Source organism: Pedobacter sp. NJ-S-72, assembly GCF_053890575.1.
Map to the genome: position 1 here is coordinate 4,364,868 of NZ_CM132681.1, position 19,797 is coordinate 4,384,664.

Consider the following 19,797-nt stretch of genomic DNA (forward strand, 5'->3'; position numbering starts at 1 on the left):
AGCGGATATTTTCTAAAAAAAAGTGATTTATTTGTGGATAAGTATAGAACAAGTTATAAAAACGAATAAATATCCCAGAGTTACAAACATTACTAACACACTAATAAACAATAGAAATCTATTTATATTAAATAATTATTAATTATTGAAACGTTGAAAATGGATACCTTAGAAGAATTGAACAGAAGAGGATTTGTAGAAGAAAGTATCGACCCAACACTTGATCTTTTTGCGGAAATTGAAAAATTAAAAAAAGAGAAAAATGCGATAATTCTTGCACATTACTATCAAGAGCCTGATATTCAGGATATTGCTGACTATATTGGGGATAGTTTAGGACTTTCCCAGGAGGCTGCCAGAACTGAGGCGGATGTGATTGTGTTTGCAGGAGTGCATTTTATGGCAGAAACGGCTAAAATTCTCTCTCCGGAAAAAAAGGTTTTATTACCTGATTTGAAGGCAGGATGCTCATTAGCAGATAGTTGTCCGCCACATTTGTTTAAAAAGTTTAAAGAAAAATACCCGGATCACCTGGTGATTACTTATGTAAATTGTACAGCTGAGCTGAAAGCAATGAGTGATATTGTTTGTACCTCAACGAATGCTGTTCAAATTGTAGAAAGTCTGCCAAAAGAGCAGAAGATTATTTTTGGTCCGGATAAAAATCTTGGAGCATGGGTAGCAAAGAAAACTGGCAGAGATCTGGTTTTATGGAATGGTGCTTGTATGGTGCATGAAATATTTTCACGAGAGAAAATAATCAGGCTAAAAGAGCGCCATCCGAATGCGAAATTTATTGCGCACCCGGAATGTGAAGAAGCAGTATTGCAGATGGCTGATTATATTGGATCTACTACAGGTTTGTTAAATTATTCAATCAAAAGCGATGCAAAAGAATTTATAGTAGCTACAGAAAGTGGTATATTCACCAGATGGAGAAGGCAAATCCTACAAAAACTTTTATTCCGGCGCCGCCGAATAATAATTGTGCTTGTAATGATTGTCCGTATATGAAAAGAAATACTTTGGAAAAATTGTATTTGTGTTTGAAAAACGGATCTCCTGAAGTGACTGTACCAGAGCATATTATAATAGAAGCAAGAAAACCAATTGAAAGAATGCTGGAAATATCAGCAAGTCTTGGATTATAGGTTCCTGACCATTTTTTTACGTTATTAACAAATGTTGAAAATATGAAAAGGTTAAAAAACAGGAGCAAAAACCAAAGGAAAACTCCAGCGGTTAATATTTATGAAAAAAATATGTTTGAGAATAAAGAACGTACAGAATTAGGTGAATTGGGTGAATTTGGTCTGATTGAACACTTAACAAATAATTTTAAAATAAGACATGAAAGCAGTGTCAAAGGAATTGGTGATGATGCTGCAGTATTGCACGCTGGCGATAAAGAAACTTTAATTTCTACTGATTTATTGCTGGAAGGAATTCATTTTGACCTGGCTTATGTACCATTAATGCACCTGGGATATAAAGCCGTTCAGGTAAATTTAAGTGATATTTACGCGATGAATGGGGTTGCAACTCAAATTACCGTTTCTATCGGTGTTTCGAGCAAATTTCCATTGGAAGCAGTAGAAGAAATTTACAAAGGAATAGAGCTGGCTTGTAATAAATTCAACATTGATTTGATAGGTGGTGATACTTCTTCGAGTAAGCAAGGTTTAGTACTGAGTGTAACTAGTATTGGTTATGCTGCCAAAGAGGATATTTGCTACAGAAATGGTGCTAATGATGGTGATTTAATTTGTGTTTCGGGAGATTTGGGTGGTGCATATGTAGGACTTCAGATTTTAGAAAGAGAAAAACAAATTTTTCTGGAAAATCCTAATATTCAGCCTGATCTGGAAGGTAAAGATTATATTATTGAAAGACAATTAAAGCCTGAAGGTAGAAGAGATATTGTAGATCTGCTTGCTCAGATGAAAATTGTTCCAACTTCAATGATTGATATATCTGATGGATTAGCTTCTGATATCATGCATATCTGCAAGCAATCTGAAAAAGGATGTACACTGTATGAGGATAAATTTCCAATTGATCCGATGACTTATGAAACCGCAAGAGAATTGGGCTTAGATCCTACTGTTTGTGCGTTAAATGGTGGTGAGGATTATGAATTGTTATTTACAATCAAACAGGAAGATTATACGAAATTAAAGCATGATGTGGATATTACTGTGATTGGTCATATCACTGATAAACCTTCAGGATGCAAAATGATTTCTAAATCAAATGTTGTTCACGAACTGAAAGCTCAGGGGTGGAACGCATTTAAATTATAAGATTTCATCGTCTATTAAAGCTGGGTCTAAAAATTTACGATCAATTTGTTTCGTGGTTTTTGCACCCAGTTTTTTTATTTTGTCTGCTGTATTTGCAAGGTTTCCAGTACCTGTAGATAATTTTCCCAGGGCTTTGTCATAAGCATCCTGACTTTGACGGATATTTCTTCCAATACTCTCCATATCAGTTACAAAACCTACAAATTTATCATACATACTGCCACTTAAACGGGCTATTTCCAGTACGTTTCTATTCTGTCTTTCTTGTTTCCATATGCTTGAAATCGTGCGTAATGTAGCCAATAAAGTAGATGGGCTTACGATCACTACTTTTCTTTCCCAGGCATAATTGAAAAGTTCTGCATCTTTTTGAACAGCAATACCGAATGAAGATTCTATAGGGATAAAAAGTAAAACGAAATCTGGTGAATTGATTTGATAAAGTGCCTGATAATTTTTCCCTGATAAATCCTGAATATGATTTTTTAAAGAAAGTAAATGCTGTTTAACAAATATTTCTCTTTCTTCTTCTGTTTCGGCCGTTACATATTTTTCATAGGCAATCAGGGATACTTTAGAATCGACCACAATGTGTTTATCTTCCGGCAGATCGATGATTACATCTGGTTGAACCCTGTTGCCCGTTGCGGTACTGAAACTGGATTGTATGCGATATTCCTGATCTTTAACCAATCCTGAACGTTCTAATACGCGTTCCAGAATAACTTCTCCCCAGTTTCCTTGTTTTTTATTATCGCCTTTGAGGGCTTTGGTCAGGTTATTTGCATCTTCCTGTATTTGTCTGCTCTGATCCATGAGCTGTGAAATGACGCCTTTGAGTATATTTCGCTCATCTGACTCAGCTTTGTATACCCGGTCGACCTTTTCTTCGAATGCTTTAATATTTTCCTTTAGAGGGCTTAATATGAGATCCATATTAGCCTTGTTATTTGCTGTGAACTTAGAAGTTTTTTCTTCCAGTATTTTATTGGCGATATGTTCAAATTCCATTTTGAACTTCTGCTGTAACTCTGCTATATATTTTTCCTGTTCTGATTGTTTGTCCAATTGAGCTTTAAGCATTTCTTCTGCCTTTACTGCACGGCTTCTTTCGTCCATAAATCCAGTACGCAAATCAATAAGCTCATCTTCCAGATTTTGTTTTTCCTGTCTGTAATAAGATAAAATCTTCTCGTGTTCAGCTTCTTTTAAACACAAAAGATCATTTTGGTTATTAGCCGTAGCTGTTTTTTTTTTTAATAAGAGAAAAAAAACGGCAACAATGACAACGATAAGTAAGACTATAATCAGGATATTCATTTGCTAATATTTTTATCAAAAATCTGTATTATAAACCATTTTAACAAGTATTTTAGTATTATTTTAATTATTATTAACCGTTTTTATGAAGTTTTTATAAGACATAAAGTGTTTTTTATGAAAATAAACTGATTATTTTTAAGGATATTAATGATAATTAATTAACTAATTATAAATTAATTAAATTATTAAATTGTTTTTTGATCTAAATAACGCGTATGAGGGGATAATTCAGATTTAATTGAAGAATTGTGGAATTGCCGGATGATTAGGAACAATTTTTGATTTAAGGCTAGGTGTAAAATGAGATATTAAGAGAGAGATGGGAACCTATTTGTTTTTTATAATTCCGATGCTGATTCTAAGCATGTTTGTGCAATGGAAATTCAGAAATAAGTTTTCCAGGTATGCTGAAATGCAGTTAAATTCTGGATTTTCAGGACATGAAGTTGCCGAAAAAATGCTTCATGATAATGGTATATATGATGTAAGGGTGATGAATGCAGATGGGCAATTAACGGATCATTATAATCCAGCTGATAAAACGGTTAACCTGAGTACTGATGTTTATTATGGCAGAAGTGTCGCCGCAGCTGCTGTTGCTGCTCATGAATGCGGACATGCTGTACAGCATGCTAAATCTTATCATTGGCTGCAATTCAGGACTAACATGGTTCCTGTGGTAAGTATATCTTCTAATCTTTTACAATGGGTATTGATTATTGGTATTCTGCTGATTGGATTTACTGGTAATCCTTTTGTATTGGGAATTGGCGTAGCTGGTTTGGTATTGATTACTATTTTTAGCTTTATCACACACTTCCTGTAGAATTTGATGCAAGTAAAAGAGCTTTGATATGGCTCAAAAATAACCAGGTGGTTATGCATAGTAAAGAAGAAAATTCGCAGGCTAAGGATGCTTTATGGTGGGCAGCAATGACTTACGTGGTAGCTGCCCTTGGTGCATTAACTAATTTACTATATTATGCATCCATGTTATTTGGAAGAAACAAAAACTAATTTAAGCGGTAAGGTACGATGAGTTGAAATTCAGGAATATCAACTGTAAAATCGCTTTCATCAACCATACGGTGCATCAGGTAGTTTCCTGACATCGAGCCCATATCTGTAGTTAAATTACATCCTGAAACATAAGAATAACTCTCTCCCGGCTCTATCACTGGTTGAATCCCAACTACGCCTTCTCCTTCTACCTCACGCTGTGTGCCATTGGAATCAAATATAAACCATTGACGACGCATTAATTGTATAGCGTAATCCGACAGATTCTCTACAGAAATCTGTAAGCAAACATAAAATGTTCTTTCTCAGGATTGGAATATTCTTCCTGATACACCGTATCTACCGAAATCTTAACGCCTTGTGTAATCGCTGTGACCATTATAATCTAAATTCTAATCTAATTTATTAAGTAGTTTTCAAAAATCAAGCCATTTCTCCTTCCAGGAGCATGTGATGATATTTATCTGCCACTTCGTCTAAAATAGCATGAATTATTTCAATATTATCCTCTTTTACCAATAACATTCTATAATTTTTGAAATCAGGTAATCCTTTGAAATAATTAGCATAATGACGTCTCATTTCGAATATGCCTACTTTTGGACCTTTCCATGCAATGGATTTGTCTAAATGTGTCCTGCAAACTGCAACTCTTTCTGCAACTGTAGGGCCTGCAAGTTTTTCCCCGGTTTTAAAGAAATGGGCAATTTCTCTGAAAATCCATGGATAACCGATTGCGGCTCTGCCGATCATTATTCCATCAACTTCAAATTCTCTGCGCCAGTCAAGTGCCTTTTGCGGGCTGTCTATGTCTCCGTTACCAAAAACAGGGATTTTGATTCTTGGATTTCTTTTGATATCCCTGATCATCCGCCAGTCAGCTTCACCTTTGTACATTTGTGATCTTGTCCTTCCGTGAATAGTAAGCGCTTGAATACCTATATCCTGCAACCTTTCAGCTACTTCGTCTACGTTTTTAGTATTATCATCCCAGCCTAAACGGGTTTTAACAGTAACCGGCAAATGAGTAGCTTTTACTACTGCCTCTGTCATCTTTACCATTTTATCTATATCCTGTAAAAGAGCAGAACCTGCGCCTTTACAAGCTACCTGCTTAACGGGGCAGCCGTAATTGATATCAATCAGGTCTGGTTTAGCAAGGGTGGCAATTTCTGTAGCTTCCTGCATAGTAGATATTTCGCTTCCAAAAATCTGAATACCTATTGGTCTTTCGTATTCAAAAATATCCAGTTTCTGCCTGCTTTTTGCTGCATCACGTATCAATCCTTCGGAAGAAATAAATTCAGTGTACATCATATCCACTCCGCTTTGTTTACACACAAAACGAAAAGGTGGATCGCTTACATCTTCCATCGGTGCAAGCAATAAAGGGAACTCTCCCAAGTCAATATTTCCTATCTTTACAGACATTTTTCTATCTTCAATCCAAAATTAAAAGACAAAGGTACAAACTATTCCCAATAATGAATTTCATTTACAACGAGGCAGAAGAAAAGGATGCTTATATACAGCTACTTATGATTCTCTGTTATACTATATTAGGTTTAGTTATTGGCTCTGTTCTGAGTATAGCCGTAATACTGGGGGTTTATGGGACCGAAGGTCTCAGTAATGCTGTCCTTTTAACGGGTGGAGATTCTGTTTCTGCGGCGGTACTTAAGGCCTCACAAGTATTAACAACTGGCTGTATGTTCATTTTACCGCCTTTAATGCTTGCCTGGACAGAAAAAATTAAAGTCAGTAATTTTTATGGCTTTATAAAACCAAAGGCTTCACTCCTTTTTTTAGTATTAATGATTATGCTTTGCTCCATGCCTTTAATGGAATGGATTGGTTTAGCAAATCAGAAAATGGTTCTTCCTGAGTTTTTAAAACCAGTTGAAAACTGGATGAGAAATAAGGAAGATGAAGCCATGAAAATGACAATTTTATTATTAAAGACGAAGAATATTTTTGACTTTTTAATCAATATTGCGGTCATTGCACTGTTACCAGCTATAGGAGAAGAGCTCATGTTCAGAGGGGGCGTACAAAGATCGTTCACTAAAATGTTTAAGAATCCGCATGTGGCCATTTGGATCACTGCATTTATATTTAGCGCAATACATCTTCAGTTTTTTGGGTTCTTTCCAAGACTCTTCCTTGGTGCTGCATTTGGATATATCTATTTGTGGACGGGGAGTTTATGGTATGCAATGCTAGCCCATTTTATCAATAATGCGTATGCCGTTAGTGTTGCCTGGTATTTACAGGAACATAATATTCCTTTAACTGAAGCGGATAATTCTTCAAATTTTCCATGGTATGCATATGTTATTAGTTTAATTTTGAGCATCTTTTTATTTAAGTATTTAAAAAACAAAACCACAGTGAACCATGGAGAACAATTGGGTTAAGGTTTATACCACAGAAAATCCTGTTACGGCAGAGATTATTAAACAGGGATTAATTGAGAATGATATTGCAGCGGTAATTATGAATAAAAAAGATTCGTCTTACCAGACTTTCGGGATTATTGAAGTATTAGTTAATCAAAAAGATTTCGATACTGCTGATGCCTATATAAAATCTACAGAAACAGAATGAAAACCAGAGCAATAACAGCGTTTTTTTTTACGATTGTAATGTTAGGATCCATTTTTCTGGGAGCTTATACATTTACTTTCTTTTACCTGCTTTTAAGTGTTTTTTCACTGGCAGAATTTTATAAACTGATTAAAACATCAGGGATCAGACCGCATCGTAATATAGGACTGGTAGTTAGTTAGTGCAATGATATTTTTAATCACGGCGGCTTATCATTTATATCAGTTTGAAACAAAATATTTACTGTTGCTTATTCCAATGGTATCTGCGGTATTTTTGGGTGAATTATATAAAAAGGATAAGATCCCCTTTGGCAATATTGCCTATACTTTTGTAGGGTTTGTTTATGTGACTGTTCCTTTCTGTTTCTTCTATTCTTTAGCGTTTATACAAGATTGGACTACTCATAATTATCATTTACCGCTGGCTTTTTTATTATTGCTTTGGGCAAGTGATACTGGTGCTTATTTATTTGGCAGAAAATTGGGGAGCCACAAATTATTTGAACGTCATTCTCCGAAAAAAACATGGGAAGGTTTCTTTGGAGGGATGTTTACGAGTCTTTTAGTTTCTTTCCTGATCTCTTTAGTCTTCAAAGAAATATCTATGCTGATTTGGGCTGGAATGGCTGTTTTAATCGTGAGTTTCGGAACATTAGGCGATTTGGTAGAGTCTATGCTTAAAGAAGTCTGGATGCGAAAGATTCTGGAACACTTTTACCCGGGCATGGAGGTTTGCTGGACAGGTTTGATGGATTATTAATAGCTGCTCCTGTTGTTTTCGCGTATTTGTACCTGGTTTTAAACTAATATCTGATGAATAAACTGGCTTATTTTCTTTTGCTCTTTATACTGGTTTCTGCTTCCTGTAACCTGGATTCCGGATCTGGAAAAAACGCTGCTGATTCTACTAAGGATAAAGCATCGTCAGGGCAAAAGACTGATCCTGCTCAAAGAGTGTTGATTATTGCTGAGTTAAAACAAATGGAGCTGGCATTCAGGGATAAAGATGTGAATAGAATTGAAAAATATTTTAGTTTTCCACTTGCTGACACTACCCTGTCTCTATATGAAGTCAATGAGGATTTTGATCAGGCAAGAAAAGCAAATGGCGGTAAAATCAGCAGAGAACTCTTTATGAGGAACTTTAATGACATCTATGATTATTTTCAGTTAGGGGATTTCAGTGACTTGTTTAAGGCAATTGATTTAGCTGAACTGAAAGATAAACAGGAACTGACCAGTGAACAGCACGTTAAGGATGAGGCCTGTTATTCTTTCTACGAAATCAATATTGAGGGTGATACCGTAAAACTACGCTATGGAACTAATTCAGATGAGAAATATAGAGAGGCTCATCCTGATCAGGAGGAGGTTTGTGGTGAAGCTGCTTTTTTAACTGGATATTTAAACTGGAGGGAAACAAGCTCCGTTTTGTCAGAGAAATAACTGCCGGATAATATACCGGCAGCTATCTTTTTATCTTGTTTTCAAAGGCTTTAAGAGGTATTCCAGTCCATTTAACCGGATTTCATACATCGTACCGATCAGCTCTCCCAGTTTACCCGGAGGCAGACCCTGGTTACTAAACCAGATCAGATATGACTCTGGCAGATCACAGATCTTTTTGTCTTTGTATTTACCAAATGGCATTTTGAAGGTAACCAGTTCATTTAATAATTGTGGGGGTTCATCCTGTTTGATTTATTGTGGGACCATTTCCAGCATCTGAATTGCTTCGTCTACATTTTTCAGATCTTCAAAGGCTATACGTAAGGTGTTTTTGACTTCTTTCAGGTTACACATCCGCGGATGCTGCTGAGCAAAGTGCAGTATTTTATGAAACATTGGAGAATCAAAGAAATTAGATTGTTTATCGGCAATAAAATATCCTCTTAATACGCCCTTTTTAAAACTTAATTTTTCAAAACCAAGCTTTTTGGCAGCCCATTGTAGCCTCAGTACATTCAACATAGTCTTTACTGGCTTCGGAACAGTACCAAAGCGGTCTTTTAAGGACGTTTCGAAGGTGGCTAACTGTAATTCGTCATCCAGCTTGGAAAGTTCGGTATAGAGGTTGTAACGCTCTGTAATGTTCGTTACATAATCATCCGGGATATACAATTCCAGATCGGTATCTATTTGTGTGAAGGTAACAAAAGGACGTTCTTTATCGTCTTTGAACAATTCTTTAAATTCATCTGATTTTAACTCCTGTATGGCTTCATCCAATATTTTATGATACATTTCAAAACCTATTTCGGCAATGAATCCGCTTTGTTCAGCACCTAAGAGGTTTCCGCTGCCACGAATATCCAAATCGCGCATAGCTATATTAAATCCACTGCCCAGATCAGAAAACTCTTCAATTGCACTCAGACGTTTTCTGGCTTCAGAGGTAAGAGTTGATAAAGGAGGGCTTAACAGGTAACAGAAAGCTTTCTTATTGGATCTTCCTACACGTCCGCGCATCTGGTGTAAATCACTCAAACCAAACATATGAGCATGGTTGATAATGATTGTATTGGCATTGGGAATGTCCAGACCAGCTTCGATAATTGTAGTGGCTACTAAAACATCCTTTTCCCCGTTGATAAAGTCAAGCATGACGTCTTCAAGCGCATCACCATCCAGTTGTCCATGGGCAATACCGATACGGGCTTTTGGTACGAGTGTCTGAATCAGCCGCCAAGCTGTGGTAAGTCATTTACCCGGTTATGGATAAAAAACACCTGGCCGCCACGATCCAGTTCAAATTGTACAGCTTCTTGTATCAGCTTATCGTTAAATACGTGAAGTTCTGTATTTACCGGCTGCCTGTTTGGCGGCGGGGTGCTCATAATAGATAAATCCCTTGCACCCATCAGTGAAAAAATGCAGTGTTCTTGGTATCGGGGTTGCGGTAAGGGTCAGTGTATCTACGTTAACACGAAGCGCACGAAGTTTCTCTTTTGCAGTCACACCGAATTTCTGTTCTTCATCGATAATCATAATACCGAGAGATTTGAATTTCACATCTTTACTAAGCAAACGATGGGTTCCAATGATGATATCAACTTTACCTTCTTCTACTTGTGCCAGTGTTTCCTTGATTTGTTTATTTGTTTTAAAACGGTTGATATAGTCTACTTTGCAGGGAAAATCTTTTAGTCTTCCTGAAAATGTTTTGAAATGCTGCAGGGCAAGAATAGTTGTTGGAACCAGAATCGCAGCTTGTTTTCCGTTAGCTACGGCTTTAAACGCAGCTCTGATTGCTATTTCTGTTTTTCCGAAACCAACGTCACCACAAACAAGTCTGTCCATTGGATGCGGGGCTTCCATATCTTTTTTGACATCATTGGTGGCTTTCATTTGATCGGGAGTGTCTTCATAAATGAATGAAGCTTCCAGTTCGGTTTCCAGATAACCGTCGGGATCAAAAGCAGTTCCTACCTGTGATTTTCTTAAAGCATATAGCTTGATCAGGTCACGGGCAATGTCTTTTTTTTTTTTTTTTTGTAGTCTTTTTAAGTTTATCCCAGGCTTCTGTACCCAGTTTATTCATTTTTGGCGGCGTACCATCTTTTCCGCTATATTTTGCAATGCGGTTTAATGAGTTGATATTGACGTAAAGCAGGTCATTATCAGCATAAACCAGGCGGATCATTTCTTGTGTTTTACCGTTTACTTCTACTTTTTCCAGGCCGGCGCATATTTACCAATTCCGTGATCAATATGGGTGACGAAATCCCCGGGCTTCAGATCTCTCAGGTCTTTCATCGTTATCGCCTGACTACGCTGATAACCTCGTTTTAATTTGTATTTATAGAATCTGTCAAAGATCTGGTGGTCGGTATAAAAGGCAATTGACTGCCGCGGATCAATAAATCCTTCTCTTAACTGGATATTAACAGGAACGAACTTTGCCGTTTTGTCAATGTCATCCAATATGGCATATAACCGCTCCGTTTGTTTAGGAGAAGAGCTGGAAATAAAATTATGAATGCCGTTTTTCTCGTTTTCTTTGAGATTATGAATCAGCAGGTTGAAATCTTTGTTGAAAGATGGCTGTGGTTTGGTTTCAAACAGAAATACGTTGTCAGTTTTATAGAAAAACTGTTTTCCAAACTCAATTACGGAGAAATCATGCAGAATATCTCCGATCATTCTTTCATCTGAGAAAGCAAATTTAGGATCTATCCAGTCCAGTTTTCCTGTTTTTCTTTTGCAGGAAGTGCTTTCCACAATTCTACTGCTTTTTTATAGCCGGTTTTAATGACATCGAGTGTGAACTCTACATCTTTAAACCAAAGCTGGGTATCATTTTCAACGTAATCAAGCAGGTTTATATTACTTTCTGTAAGATATTTGGATTGTACGTTAGGAATAATAGTGAACGTTTTAACGTCTTCTGCAGAAAGCTGACTTTCTATTTCGAAGGTTCTGATACTTTCTACTTCATCGCCAAAAAATTCAATCCGGTAAGGAAGATCATGGGAAAAAGAAAATATATCTACAATCCCACCGCGAATGGAGAACTGACCAGGTTCATAAACGAATTCTGTCCGGTTAAAATCGTAATCAACCAGGAACTCATTGATGAAATCTATGCCCAGTTTTACACCCAGGCTAATTTCAAGGGTTTTTTCTCCAGAACATCTCTGTTAATTACTTTTTCGGCCAGTGCTTCGGGATAAGTAACGACTATTTTTCCAAAGGAAGAATTATGATTAAGTTCGTTCAGTACTTCTGCTCTTGCCAGTACATTAGCTGTATCTACCTGGGTGAAGTCAAAGGCTTTACGGAAAGAAGAAGGGAAAAGCAGGACTTCTTTTTCAAGAATACTTTCCAGATCGGCCATAAAATAAGCGGCTTCTTCTCTGTCAGGAAGAATAAACAATTGTGGTTTATGCAGCAGGAAATAGGTAGTTACGGCAATTAAGGCATCGGCAGAGCCTACTAAACCTTTTAATTGAAGTTTATTACCTTTACCCGAGTTGAGGGTCTTTGCAAGCGCTTCGATGCGCTCATCAGTTTTATATCTATTGATCAGGTCACGGATGTTCACTTCACAAAGATAATATTTATGATTTGCTAAAATGTAACAATGCGGCCATTTATGACTCTAAAATTCAAAACCGTGACGCTGAACTGGTTAAGCCGTATACCACTGGAATTAATTTTCTGGGTTATAGCTTTAATACTGCTGGCAATAGCTGAACCACAAGGACATAATGAGGTGCATCATTTTACTTTTTGCCCCTTAGCAAACCTTGGACTGGACTGGTGTCCGGGCTGCGGACTGGGCAGGTCTATTACGCAGCTGTTCCATGGTAACCTGAATGAGAGTTTTCATCAGCACTGGCTTGGTTTGCCAGCGGTAGTAATTATAGGGCTGAGAATTATAACACTCGGTCAGTATGAATGGAAAAAGAATAGAATAAATTAAAAATAAGGAGAAATATTATGTACAACTCACCATTTATGATGCTTCCGGGCATCACGCCTCAAGAGTTTTCCTACCTGCAATCAATGACTGCGGGTTTTAATGAGCAGCAATTGAATGGGTTTCTAATGATTTATAACAGTAAAAGAAGAAACCCTGATGATATGGTACTGTATTGTGTTTTGGGATTTTTTGTACCTGGATTATCCAGGTTTCTAGTGAACCAGATAGGGATGGGCATCCTTTATTTTTTCACTTATGGACTATGTATGATCGGCACAATTATAGATTTGGTAAATTATAAAAATCTTGCTTTTGAATACAATCAAAAGGTAGCTTTTGAAAGTCTGCAAATGGCAAAAATGGGAGCAATATCCCAATAATTAAACCTTATCGTATCTTTACGTATTATGAGATTAGCTGTAATTACTAAACATCTGGAGGCTTATGCGCCGCTGAACTATCAGGAAGATTATGATAATTCTGGTTTGCTCACGGGTGATATGAACCAGGAAATCACCGGGGCTTTAGTGGCCCTTGATTGTACTGAAGATATTGTTGATGAGGCAATTGCCAAAAACTGTAATCTGATCATTACACATCATCCTATCGTTTTTAAAGGGCTGAAGAAATTCACCGGGAAGAATTACGTGGAGCGTGTAATCATCAAAGCAATCAAGAATAACATTGCTTTGTACGCGATCCATACTAATCTGGACAGTGTGCAGAATGGGGTAAACGGAGTGATTTGTAAACGCTTGGTTTTAAAACAAGCGAAGATTCTTGTGCCGAAAGACGGCATTCTAAAAAAACTGGTTACTTTTTGCCCTACAGCACAGGCTGGCAGGTTAAGAGAGGCTCTTTTTGCTGCCGGTGCTGGAAATATTGCAAATTATAGTGAATGCAGCTTTAATGCGGTGGGTGTAGGTACGTTTAAAGCTTCGGCAGGTACACAACCTTTTGTTGGGCAGCAGGGAATACAGCATCAGGAACCAGAAGTTAGAATTGAAACAGTGTTTTTGATTCAGGATGAAAGAAAGGTACTACTTGCACTGTTGGAAAACCATCCTTATGAAGAGGTTGCCTATGATATTTACCCGCTGGAAAATAAACTAAATACGGTAGGCTCCGGAATGGTTGGCTGGCTTGAGGAAGAGATGGATGCGGCAGATTTTCTGAGATTTGTAAAATCGAGGATGAATGTCACACTGATCAGGCATACTAAGGATACTGGCCGGAAGATTAAAAAAGTGGCCGTTTGCGGTGGTCTGGTAGTTTTCTGTTGGGTAATGCCATTGCAGCTGGTGCTGATGCTTTTATTACAGCAGACTTTAAGTATCATGAGTTTTTTTGATGCGGACGGGAAGCTGATGATCGCTGATATCGGGCATTTTGAGAGTGAGCAGTTTACTTCGAATTTACTGGTGGATATTTTAGAGAATAAATTCCCTGAAATGAGCATTCATTTGACGGAGGTGAATACAAATCCAATAAATTACTTCTATTAGGAAGAATATGCTTATTAAAAAGGGAGGCAGCAAAGCTGCCTCCCTTTTTTTATTTTTTGGTTTCTTCTACCTGAGCATCATAATCGGCATTTCCTGTACTGATTCCTTCGGTTTTCCAATGGGCTTCTATCAGCTTCATCGTGTTTTTGAAATAGGTATAATCCTTACGGGATAAGTCCGTCCATCCTACTTCTGCATAAGCAGCTAAACGGGGATAGATAGCCTTTTGCATATCCGCTACTTCCGGAATAAACTCACTCCACATCTGACAGCCTAAACCCAACACATGTTTATCATATTTTGGATCCAGTCCTTCTGGAATCGGGTTAAAATCGTAAGCTTTTCTAATCGGTATTTCTTTATAATCGTAATCCAGATAAGTGTAAATGTGGTAAGAGTTGACCAGGTCATATCCTTTTGAGGCTGCACTGGTAATCATATCTGTTGTGCCTCTCCAGAAATGAACGATAGTGCCCTGATCAAGCTTTTCTTTGACAATAGTCTCTTTCTCGTCTGTAAATTCGTGGACTTTGCCCCCCATAATTTCGTTCCAGCCCATCATGCGACGGCCTTTAGAAGCAATGAACTTAGAGATTTTGTTCGTAAACCAGATCTGCACATCAGCAGGTGATTTTAAGCCTTCTCTGACCATTAATGCTTGTATTTGAGGGGAACTTTTCCATTGATCGTATAAAACTTCATCTCCGCCAATATGAATTACTCTGGAAGGGAATAAAGCCATAACTTCGGTCAGACATCTTCTAAAAAGGCGTATACTTTAGGATCTGCTACGTTGTAGGTATCTTTAAATTTGCCAAAAGTTACAGGTACTTCTACTTTTTCTCCGGTTGTACCCAGCCAGGGATAGGCCGCAATAGCTGCGGTGGCATGTCCTGGCATTTCAATTTCTGGTACAACTGTAATGTGTCTTTCGGTTGCGTAACGAACAATTTCTTTAATTTGTTCTTGTGTATAGAAGCCTTCATGTGGTTTTCCTGAGCGTTTTTCGCTTCTCCAGGCTAGTTGTGAATCTTTACGTTTAGAACCTATTCTGGTTAATTCAGGATATTTTTTGATCTCTATTCTCCATCCCTGATCGTCTGTTAAATGCCAGTGAAATACATTCATTTTCAGCATAGCCATATCATCAAGAAGTTGTTTAACCGCTTTTTTCTCCTTTAAAATGACGGCCTTCATCAAGCATTAAAGCTCTCCAGCCAAATCGTGGTTTATCTTTGATGGTTACGTATGGTACTGTGTGGCACTTTTACCTTTCTCCTTTACTGTAATTAATTGTAGCAGACTCTGTATTCCGTAGAATAAACCAGCTTTATCGGTTGCAGCAATTTTGATACCGTCAGCATTTACAATGAGTTTGTAGCCCTCTTTACCATAATCTGCTGACTGATTTTCTTCCAGATCCAGAAGGATATAATTCTTACTGGCTTTTGGCGTAATAGTTACCGGAACATTCAGCCCGGTAGTGGTTGAGAGTTTATCTTTCAGATAAAGTGCTTCTGATGGTTGTCCGCGAACAATAATTTTTGTTGCCGGACTAATTTTATAGGTTCCTTTAGCAGTTTCCAGTGTTAAAGGACGGGGAGAAATGAGTGGTTCCGTTTGAGCGGAGACTTTTTGGTTACTCACCAGTAAGCAAAGTATTGCAAACGGGACTAAAAGCTTTTTCATAATGGTTTTGGTTAAGTTGGGGAATTCTTAATATATTAATTTTTAATGAAATAGCTTAATTATGCATTTGCCATCAGGGGATCTGTAAAGCTTTCTCTGGCATGTTCTACATGGCCTGCAAATTGCTGGCTAAATGCAGAATATCCTTGTGCTTTGATCGTGAAATCATACCAGTTATAGCTGTTTTTCAGCTCAATGGGCAGGAGTTTTTCAGTTTCTTTAGTACCCATTGAAATGTTAATTACAGGCTGATGATAAGCGTTATCTGTCAGCGTTAATTTAAGGTGGGGGCCTTTTTTCAGACGTTTGATCTGCAACAGTACATTCCCGTTGAGTTTGTCAATCTTCCCTTTTTCATTTTGGTAATGGAGGGAGATCATAATTTCAGGGTCATTGGCATCGCCGATAAAGTGTCTGAAAAAGCCATTTATGCTGTATACTTTTAAATCGTAGCGTTGGTTTTCGAAAGTGTCTAATGGCCAGTTATAGGTAAGCGTATCTCCTGCGTCTGCTGTAAACGACCAGTTTTTGGCTTTTGCATAGACATTAAAGCCCGCTCCGCTGGCCAGTTTGCCAAAGTATTTATTACCGGCTGTAAGTGTAATTTTAAATTGATTTCCAGCTTCATTTAATCCTCCCTCCGCGTAAATTTCATAAGGAATGGCGTTAGCTGGCTTAACCCCTTTTTCCTGTTCAGGAAGATGTGCAGAGCCTTTTGTGTTTTTAATTACCGCAGCGATTTCATCCGGATTTAACTTTTTAAAGTTATCAGGCAGTTTCGCAAACTGTGCTTTGTGAATTCCTTCAATAAAAGGTTTTCTCTCTATAGCTTTTGGAAGCGGTATTTTCTCTCCGTTATATGGTCTGAAGACAGAGGTTAAGTCGCCGCATAAGCTCCTGCGCCATGAGGTGAGGTTTTCTTCGTGGATCTTCTGCCCTGTTTTATGACTTAAAAAGTGCTCTAAAAACTGAATGGAAGAAGTATGGTCAAAAACTTGTGAGTTGACGTAACCACCACGGCTCCATGGGGAAACAACCACCATAGGAACTCTGAACCCTAAACCTACCGGGCTTTCCCTTTTGCTTTGTCCTTTTTGTACAAACTCGGGGGCAATATCCAGACTTTTTGAAACGATACCTGTGGAAGGATCTTTAGGATTCGGGGCTGTAAATGGAGGGACATGGTCGAAATAACCGTCATTCTCATCGTAAGTAAGTACAAAAATTGTCTTTTTCCAAACTTCAGGGTTTTTGGTTAAAATATCTATCGCCTCTGACAGATACCATGCACCATACCAGGGAGCTCCGGGGTGATCTGAGAAATTACATGGGGCAACCAGCCACGAAACAGCGGGTAATTTGCCATTGTCTACATCCGAACGGAACTGATGCAATACATCACCTTTGGGAATTTCAGTAGTTCTTTCTCTGCCCTGGTCATTGTAAGTAATCGATTCCAGTTGATGAAAGTCAGGATCATTTCTATTCGTGGTAAAAGCCCTTTTGTGCAATTCCTGCTGTTCTGGAGTTAAAGATTCAAGCGGGTTGCTTTCCAGAAAAGTAAGATCTTTCTGATAGCGTTCTAATGTCTTTTGAAGTTTAGGGTCTGGTTTATTTTTTAATTTGGCGGCTAAGTCTGTTGTTGCTTTTTTGAGCCACTTAATATGTTCAGGGTGTCTTTTAACATGGTATTGCTGGAAAAATTCGATTGGGTTGTCTGTGAAATTTCCTAACCAGTCATCTTGTTCTCCTTCGAAACCTACACCAGCACTCAATTCATTCTGATATATTTTCCAATCTACGCCATGTTTAGACAGGCGTTCTGGAAAAGTTCCCCATGAAAGACGTTCTGAGCCATCAATATCTCCGTTGTCTAGGTGTGCTTTGGCTGTTCCGTTCTGTTCTTCTCTGATTTTTCCTGTCCAGAAGAAGGTCCGGTTTGGGCTTGTGCCCGTCAGGGATGAGCAAAAGCTATGATCGCAAACGGTAAAGGCATCAGCAAGGGCATAATAAAATGGGATATCTTCTCTGTTATAATAGCCCATGGTTAACGGCATATCCGCATAGTTTTTTGTTACCTGATCTTTTAGCTTCCAGCCAGCCGTTGAAGTCTCCATGATTCCGGGCATCAACCTGATTTTCCCACGAATGTGGTAAAGAATTCATCCAGGTTGCCCTGGTATCTTTAAGATCTAATCTGAAAGGTGCGTAAGTTTCTCCTTTTTTATTGCTTTGCAGCCAGACAGGATAGTTATTGGGGAGTCGGATCGCTCTTGGATCATTAAACCCCCGGACCCCTTTCAGTGAGCCAAATGCGTGATCGAAAGATCTGTTTTCCTGCATCAGGAATACAACGTGTTCTGCATCTAAAAAGGTGGTTCCAGGATCAGGATCGATGGCTAAGGCCCTTTGTATTGATCCTGGTAAAATTGTTGAAAGACTTAAAGCCCCGGTTAATAATGAAGCTTTCTTTATAAAATCTCTTCTGTTTTCCATGTACTATAAAAATCTAAAAATTATTTTAACAAGCAAGCTCAAAGGGCGATTTAATATCGATTTATATACATAATATCGTTACAAATCCGTCAGTTTTGAATCGTTCTAAATTATCTTACCTTTGGCGTTTAACCCATTCATCGTGTCTGAACAGTCAACTGATAAATTAACGAATCAGCTTAGAATTGATGAAGTATCTTTCTTTCATCTTTATGAACGCTACTGGAAAAAGCTATATCAGCTTGGATATAAATATCTTGGTGATGCTTATCGTGCTGAAGGTGTGGTACAGGAGGTTTTTACGTCTATCTGGCAACGCAAGGATAGTCTTTTACTCAGCGAGGATACGATAGAAAATTACCTGGTTCGTGCTGTCCGGTTCCGTATCAGCCGGATTTATAATGATGAAGTCCGTAAAGCAAAAAAAATGGACGAATTGCTGCAAAGACAGACGATTGGCAATAATAATCATACGGAAGAGGAAGTACTTTACCGCTTTTTAAGAGAAGATATTGATAAACTGGTCAACTGTCTGCCTGAACGTTGCAGGGCTGTTTATGTATTAAGCAGGGAAGGGGTTAAATAATCAGGAGATCGCGGGTAATCTGCTGATCTCAGAAAAAACAGTAGAAAATCAATTGACAAAGGCGTTGAAGTTTATCCGTAAGGGACTTGAAAAATATCCTTTGTAAAAAAAAAATAATAGTCTTTATCTGTTCAGACATAGGGGATAAAGGTGGGTTGTGATAATTATAATCAGCAGGCCAAATATATGAATCCGGAATTATTAAGAAAATGCTTATCAGGCAATGCTTCTGAGGAAGAACTCGAAATCTATGAAAAATGGATGGAAGGGGAAGATGATGAGTTTGCTGCTGAAGAATTAATTCCGGCTAATTTGCCCTTGCAGAGCGAGGTCTGGGCTAAAATTAGTGCGCAGAACTTAAAGCATGATCATTCGCAGCTTTATAAGAACCGGGTATTTAAAATGGCCGTTGCGGCAAGCTTACTGGCTGTATTCTGTTTTTGGGCGTTTCAACACGGTGTTTCTCCTGACCAGTCTATGGTATTTCATTATGATCAATCCAGGCCTTCAATGGAGCGGGATTTTGATGGATTACGGATTCGTTTGGGGTATAATGGTACGGTGAAGTTCGCACAGCAGGCAAATGATCCGCTTGATATGAGCTTTTCCGGAAATATGATGTTAAGCAATACCACTACTGCTGACAAAGAGATTCTTGTACTTTCCAAAAACAATGACGGACAGGTCTGGTCTAAAAAAATTAATTTACGAAAGGGGAAGTCTTATTTGCTGGCGCACTATCTTTTCAAAGAAGATGAGCTCGTAATGGTAGAAAATCGTAATCTTATGGATATGCCGCCTGCCCTGGCTATAAATATGAAGAGAGACTTTAACCTCTAAG

The 19,797-nt window shown here is 38.1% G+C and carries 17 protein-coding genes and 6 pseudogenes; 14 read left to right on the forward strand and 9 right to left on the reverse strand.

Annotated features, from left to right (window positions below):
• The first annotated feature begins 159 nt into the window (after positions 1-159).
• Positions 160-1,151 (forward strand): annotated as a pseudogene (gene nadA, locus ACWYN3_RS28915) (quinolinate synthase NadA).
• 111 nt (positions 1,152-1,262) lie between these two features.
• On the forward strand, positions 1,263-2,303 hold the full coding sequence (gene thiL / locus ACWYN3_RS28920; RefSeq protein WP_456217419.1) for a thiamine-phosphate kinase: 1,041 nt from the start codon (positions 1,263-1,265) through the stop codon (positions 2,301-2,303).
• On the opposite strand, the gene ACWYN3_RS28925 is transcribed toward thiL, so the two are convergent.
• Positions 2,298-3,623: a DNA recombination protein RmuC gene (locus ACWYN3_RS28925; protein ID WP_456217420.1), complete on the reverse strand. Its 1,326-nt coding sequence runs from the start codon at positions 3,621-3,623 to the stop codon at positions 2,298-2,300. The genes thiL and ACWYN3_RS28925 overlap by 6 nt on opposite strands.
• A gap of 322 nt (positions 3,624-3,945) precedes the next feature.
• On the opposite strand from ACWYN3_RS28925, the pseudogene ACWYN3_RS28930 reads away from it, so the two are divergent.
• Positions 3,946-4,643 (forward strand): annotated as a pseudogene (locus tag ACWYN3_RS28930) (zinc metallopeptidase).
• On the opposite strand, the pseudogene apaG reads toward ACWYN3_RS28930, so the two are convergent.
• Together apaG and dusB are read right to left on the reverse strand one after the other, a co-directional pair.
• A pseudogene (apaG, locus tag ACWYN3_RS28935) lies at positions 4,640-5,025 on the reverse strand (Co2+/Mg2+ efflux protein ApaG). The pseudogenes ACWYN3_RS28930 and apaG sit on opposite strands and share 4 nt — an antisense overlap.
• 44 nt (positions 5,026-5,069) lie before the next feature.
• Positions 5,070-6,077: a tRNA dihydrouridine synthase DusB gene (dusB, locus tag ACWYN3_RS28940; protein WP_456217421.1), complete on the reverse strand. Its 1,008-nt coding sequence runs from the start codon at positions 6,075-6,077 to the stop codon at positions 5,070-5,072.
• Between the two features lie 53 nt (positions 6,078-6,130).
• Between dusB and ACWYN3_RS28945 the strand changes: the two genes are divergently transcribed.
• From ACWYN3_RS28945 to ACWYN3_RS28965, 5 genes and pseudogenes are all read left to right on the forward strand, one after another.
• The gene (locus ACWYN3_RS28945) at positions 6,131-7,063 is read left to right on the forward strand and encodes a CPBP family intramembrane glutamic endopeptidase (RefSeq protein ID WP_456217422.1); all 933 of its coding nucleotides are present in this window, start codon (positions 6,131-6,133) and stop codon (positions 7,061-7,063) included.
• Positions 7,044-7,253 carry a putative signal transducing protein gene (locus tag ACWYN3_RS28950; RefSeq protein ID WP_456217423.1) on the forward strand — a complete coding sequence of 70 codons (210 nt, stop codon included), beginning with the start codon at positions 7,044-7,046 and terminating at the stop codon, positions 7,251-7,253. The genes ACWYN3_RS28945 and ACWYN3_RS28950 overlap by 20 nt, the downstream gene beginning before the upstream one ends.
• On the forward strand, positions 7,250-7,435 hold the full coding sequence (locus tag ACWYN3_RS28955) for a hypothetical protein (protein WP_456217424.1): 186 nt from the start codon (positions 7,250-7,252) through the stop codon (positions 7,433-7,435). The genes ACWYN3_RS28950 and ACWYN3_RS28955 overlap by 4 nt, the downstream gene beginning before the upstream one ends.
• 4 nt (positions 7,436-7,439) lie before the next feature.
• Positions 7,440-8,062, forward strand: a pseudogene (locus tag ACWYN3_RS28960) (phosphatidate cytidylyltransferase).
• A 6-nt stretch (positions 8,063-8,068) separates the two neighbouring features.
• Positions 8,069-8,701 carry a hypothetical protein gene (locus ACWYN3_RS28965; RefSeq protein ID WP_456217425.1) on the forward strand — a complete coding sequence of 211 codons (633 nt, stop codon included), beginning with the start codon at positions 8,069-8,071 and terminating at the stop codon, positions 8,699-8,701.
• A 30-nt stretch (positions 8,702-8,731) separates the two neighbouring features.
• On the opposite strand, the gene ACWYN3_RS28970 is transcribed toward ACWYN3_RS28965, so the two are convergent.
• Both ACWYN3_RS28970 and mfd read right to left on the reverse strand, forming a co-directional pair.
• Positions 8,732-8,956 carry a DUF3820 family protein gene (locus ACWYN3_RS28970; RefSeq protein ID WP_456223188.1) on the reverse strand — a complete coding sequence of 75 codons (225 nt, stop codon included), beginning with the start codon at positions 8,954-8,956 and terminating at the stop codon, positions 8,732-8,734.
• Positions 8,957-12,299: pseudogene (gene mfd, locus ACWYN3_RS28975) on the reverse strand (transcription-repair coupling factor). It abuts the gene before it with no gap.
• A 51-nt stretch (positions 12,300-12,350) separates the two neighbouring features.
• Here mfd and ACWYN3_RS28980 point away from each other — a divergent pair.
• From ACWYN3_RS28980 to ACWYN3_RS28990, 3 genes are read left to right on the forward strand one after another with little or no spacing between them, the layout of a single operon-like run.
• Positions 12,351-12,680, forward strand: coding sequence for a DUF2752 domain-containing protein (locus ACWYN3_RS28980; protein ID WP_456217426.1), 330 nt, complete (start codon positions 12,351-12,353; stop codon positions 12,678-12,680).
• Between the two features lie 17 nt (positions 12,681-12,697).
• Complete coding sequence (locus ACWYN3_RS28985) at positions 12,698-13,060, forward strand: TM2 domain-containing protein (protein ID WP_183880309.1); 363 nt, start codon at positions 12,698-12,700, stop codon at positions 13,058-13,060.
• Between the two features lie 27 nt (positions 13,061-13,087).
• Positions 13,088-14,185, forward strand: a complete 1,098-nt coding sequence (locus tag ACWYN3_RS28990; protein ID WP_456217427.1) for a Nif3-like dinuclear metal center hexameric protein — start codon at positions 13,088-13,090, stop codon at positions 14,183-14,185.
• 49 nt (positions 14,186-14,234) lie between these two features.
• On the opposite strand, the pseudogene ACWYN3_RS28995 reads toward ACWYN3_RS28990, so the two are convergent.
• The 4 genes and pseudogenes from ACWYN3_RS28995 to ACWYN3_RS29010 form a co-directional block, all read right to left on the reverse strand.
• Positions 14,235-15,382 (reverse strand): annotated as a pseudogene (locus ACWYN3_RS28995) (beta-N-acetylhexosaminidase).
• A 45-nt stretch (positions 15,383-15,427) separates the two neighbouring features.
• The gene (locus tag ACWYN3_RS29000; protein WP_456217428.1) at positions 15,428-15,874 is read right to left on the reverse strand and encodes a glycoside hydrolase family 20 zincin-like fold domain-containing protein; all 447 of its coding nucleotides are present in this window, start codon (positions 15,872-15,874) and stop codon (positions 15,428-15,430) included.
• 59 nt (positions 15,875-15,933) lie between these two features.
• On the reverse strand, positions 15,934-17,991 hold the full coding sequence (locus ACWYN3_RS29005; RefSeq protein ID WP_456217429.1) for an alkaline phosphatase family protein: 2,058 nt from the start codon (positions 17,989-17,991) through the stop codon (positions 15,934-15,936).
• Positions 17,906-18,370, reverse strand: a complete 465-nt coding sequence (locus ACWYN3_RS29010; RefSeq protein WP_456217430.1) for an alkaline phosphatase family protein — start codon at positions 18,368-18,370, stop codon at positions 17,906-17,908. Before ACWYN3_RS29010 ends, ACWYN3_RS29005 begins: the two co-directional genes overlap by 86 nt.
• 142 nt (positions 18,371-18,512) lie before the next feature.
• Here ACWYN3_RS29010 and ACWYN3_RS29015 point away from each other — a divergent pair, with 142 nt between their 5' ends.
• The 3 genes from ACWYN3_RS29015 (at position 18,513) to ACWYN3_RS29025 (ending at position 19,796) form a co-directional block, all read left to right on the forward strand.
• Positions 18,513-18,956, forward strand: coding sequence for a sigma-70 family RNA polymerase sigma factor (locus ACWYN3_RS29015; protein ID WP_456217431.1), 444 nt, complete (start codon positions 18,513-18,515; stop codon positions 18,954-18,956).
• 22 nt (positions 18,957-18,978) lie between these two features.
• Entirely contained in the window at positions 18,979-19,062 is an 84-nt protein-coding gene (locus ACWYN3_RS29020) for a hypothetical protein (RefSeq protein WP_456223189.1), read from the forward strand.
• 80 nt (positions 19,063-19,142) lie between these two features.
• The gene (locus tag ACWYN3_RS29025; protein WP_456217432.1) at positions 19,143-19,796 is read left to right on the forward strand and encodes a hypothetical protein; all 654 of its coding nucleotides are present in this window, start codon (positions 19,143-19,145) and stop codon (positions 19,794-19,796) included.
• Position 19,797 lies beyond the last annotated feature (1 nt).

Coding starts and splice junctions, on each gene's coding strand:
- thiL (WP_456217419.1), top strand. CDS start 1,263: ATGTTTGAGAATAAAGAACGTACAGAATTAGGTGAATTGGGTGAATTT.
- ACWYN3_RS28925 (WP_456217420.1), bottom strand. CDS start 3,623: ATGAATATCCTGATTATAGTCTTACTTATCGTTGTCATTGTTGCCGTT.
- dusB (WP_456217421.1), bottom strand. CDS start 6,077: ATGTCTGTAAAGATAGGAAATATTGACTTGGGAGAGTTCCCTTTATTG.
- ACWYN3_RS28945 (WP_456217422.1), top strand. CDS start 6,131: ATGAATTTCATTTACAACGAGGCAGAAGAAAAGGATGCTTATATACAG.
- ACWYN3_RS28950 (WP_456217423.1), top strand. CDS start 7,044: ATGGAGAACAATTGGGTTAAGGTTTATACCACAGAAAATCCTGTTACG.
- ACWYN3_RS28955 (WP_456217424.1), top strand. CDS start 7,250: ATGAAAACCAGAGCAATAACAGCGTTTTTTTTTACGATTGTAATGTTA.
- ACWYN3_RS28965 (WP_456217425.1), top strand. CDS start 8,069: ATGAATAAACTGGCTTATTTTCTTTTGCTCTTTATACTGGTTTCTGCT.
- ACWYN3_RS28980 (WP_456217426.1), top strand. CDS start 12,351: ATGACTCTAAAATTCAAAACCGTGACGCTGAACTGGTTAAGCCGTATA.
- ACWYN3_RS28985 (WP_183880309.1), top strand. CDS start 12,698: ATGTACAACTCACCATTTATGATGCTTCCGGGCATCACGCCTCAAGAG.
- ACWYN3_RS28990 (WP_456217427.1), top strand. CDS start 13,088: ATGAGATTAGCTGTAATTACTAAACATCTGGAGGCTTATGCGCCGCTG.
- ACWYN3_RS29000 (WP_456217428.1), bottom strand. CDS start 15,874: ATGAAAAAGCTTTTAGTCCCGTTTGCAATACTTTGCTTACTGGTGAGT.
- ACWYN3_RS29005 (WP_456217429.1), bottom strand. CDS start 17,991: ATGGAGACTTCAACGGCTGGCTGGAAGCTAAAAGATCAGGTAACAAAA.
- ACWYN3_RS29010 (WP_456217430.1), bottom strand. CDS start 18,370: ATGGAAAACAGAAGAGATTTTATAAAGAAAGCTTCATTATTAACCGGG.
- ACWYN3_RS29025 (WP_456217432.1), top strand. CDS start 19,143: ATGAATCCGGAATTATTAAGAAAATGCTTATCAGGCAATGCTTCTGAG.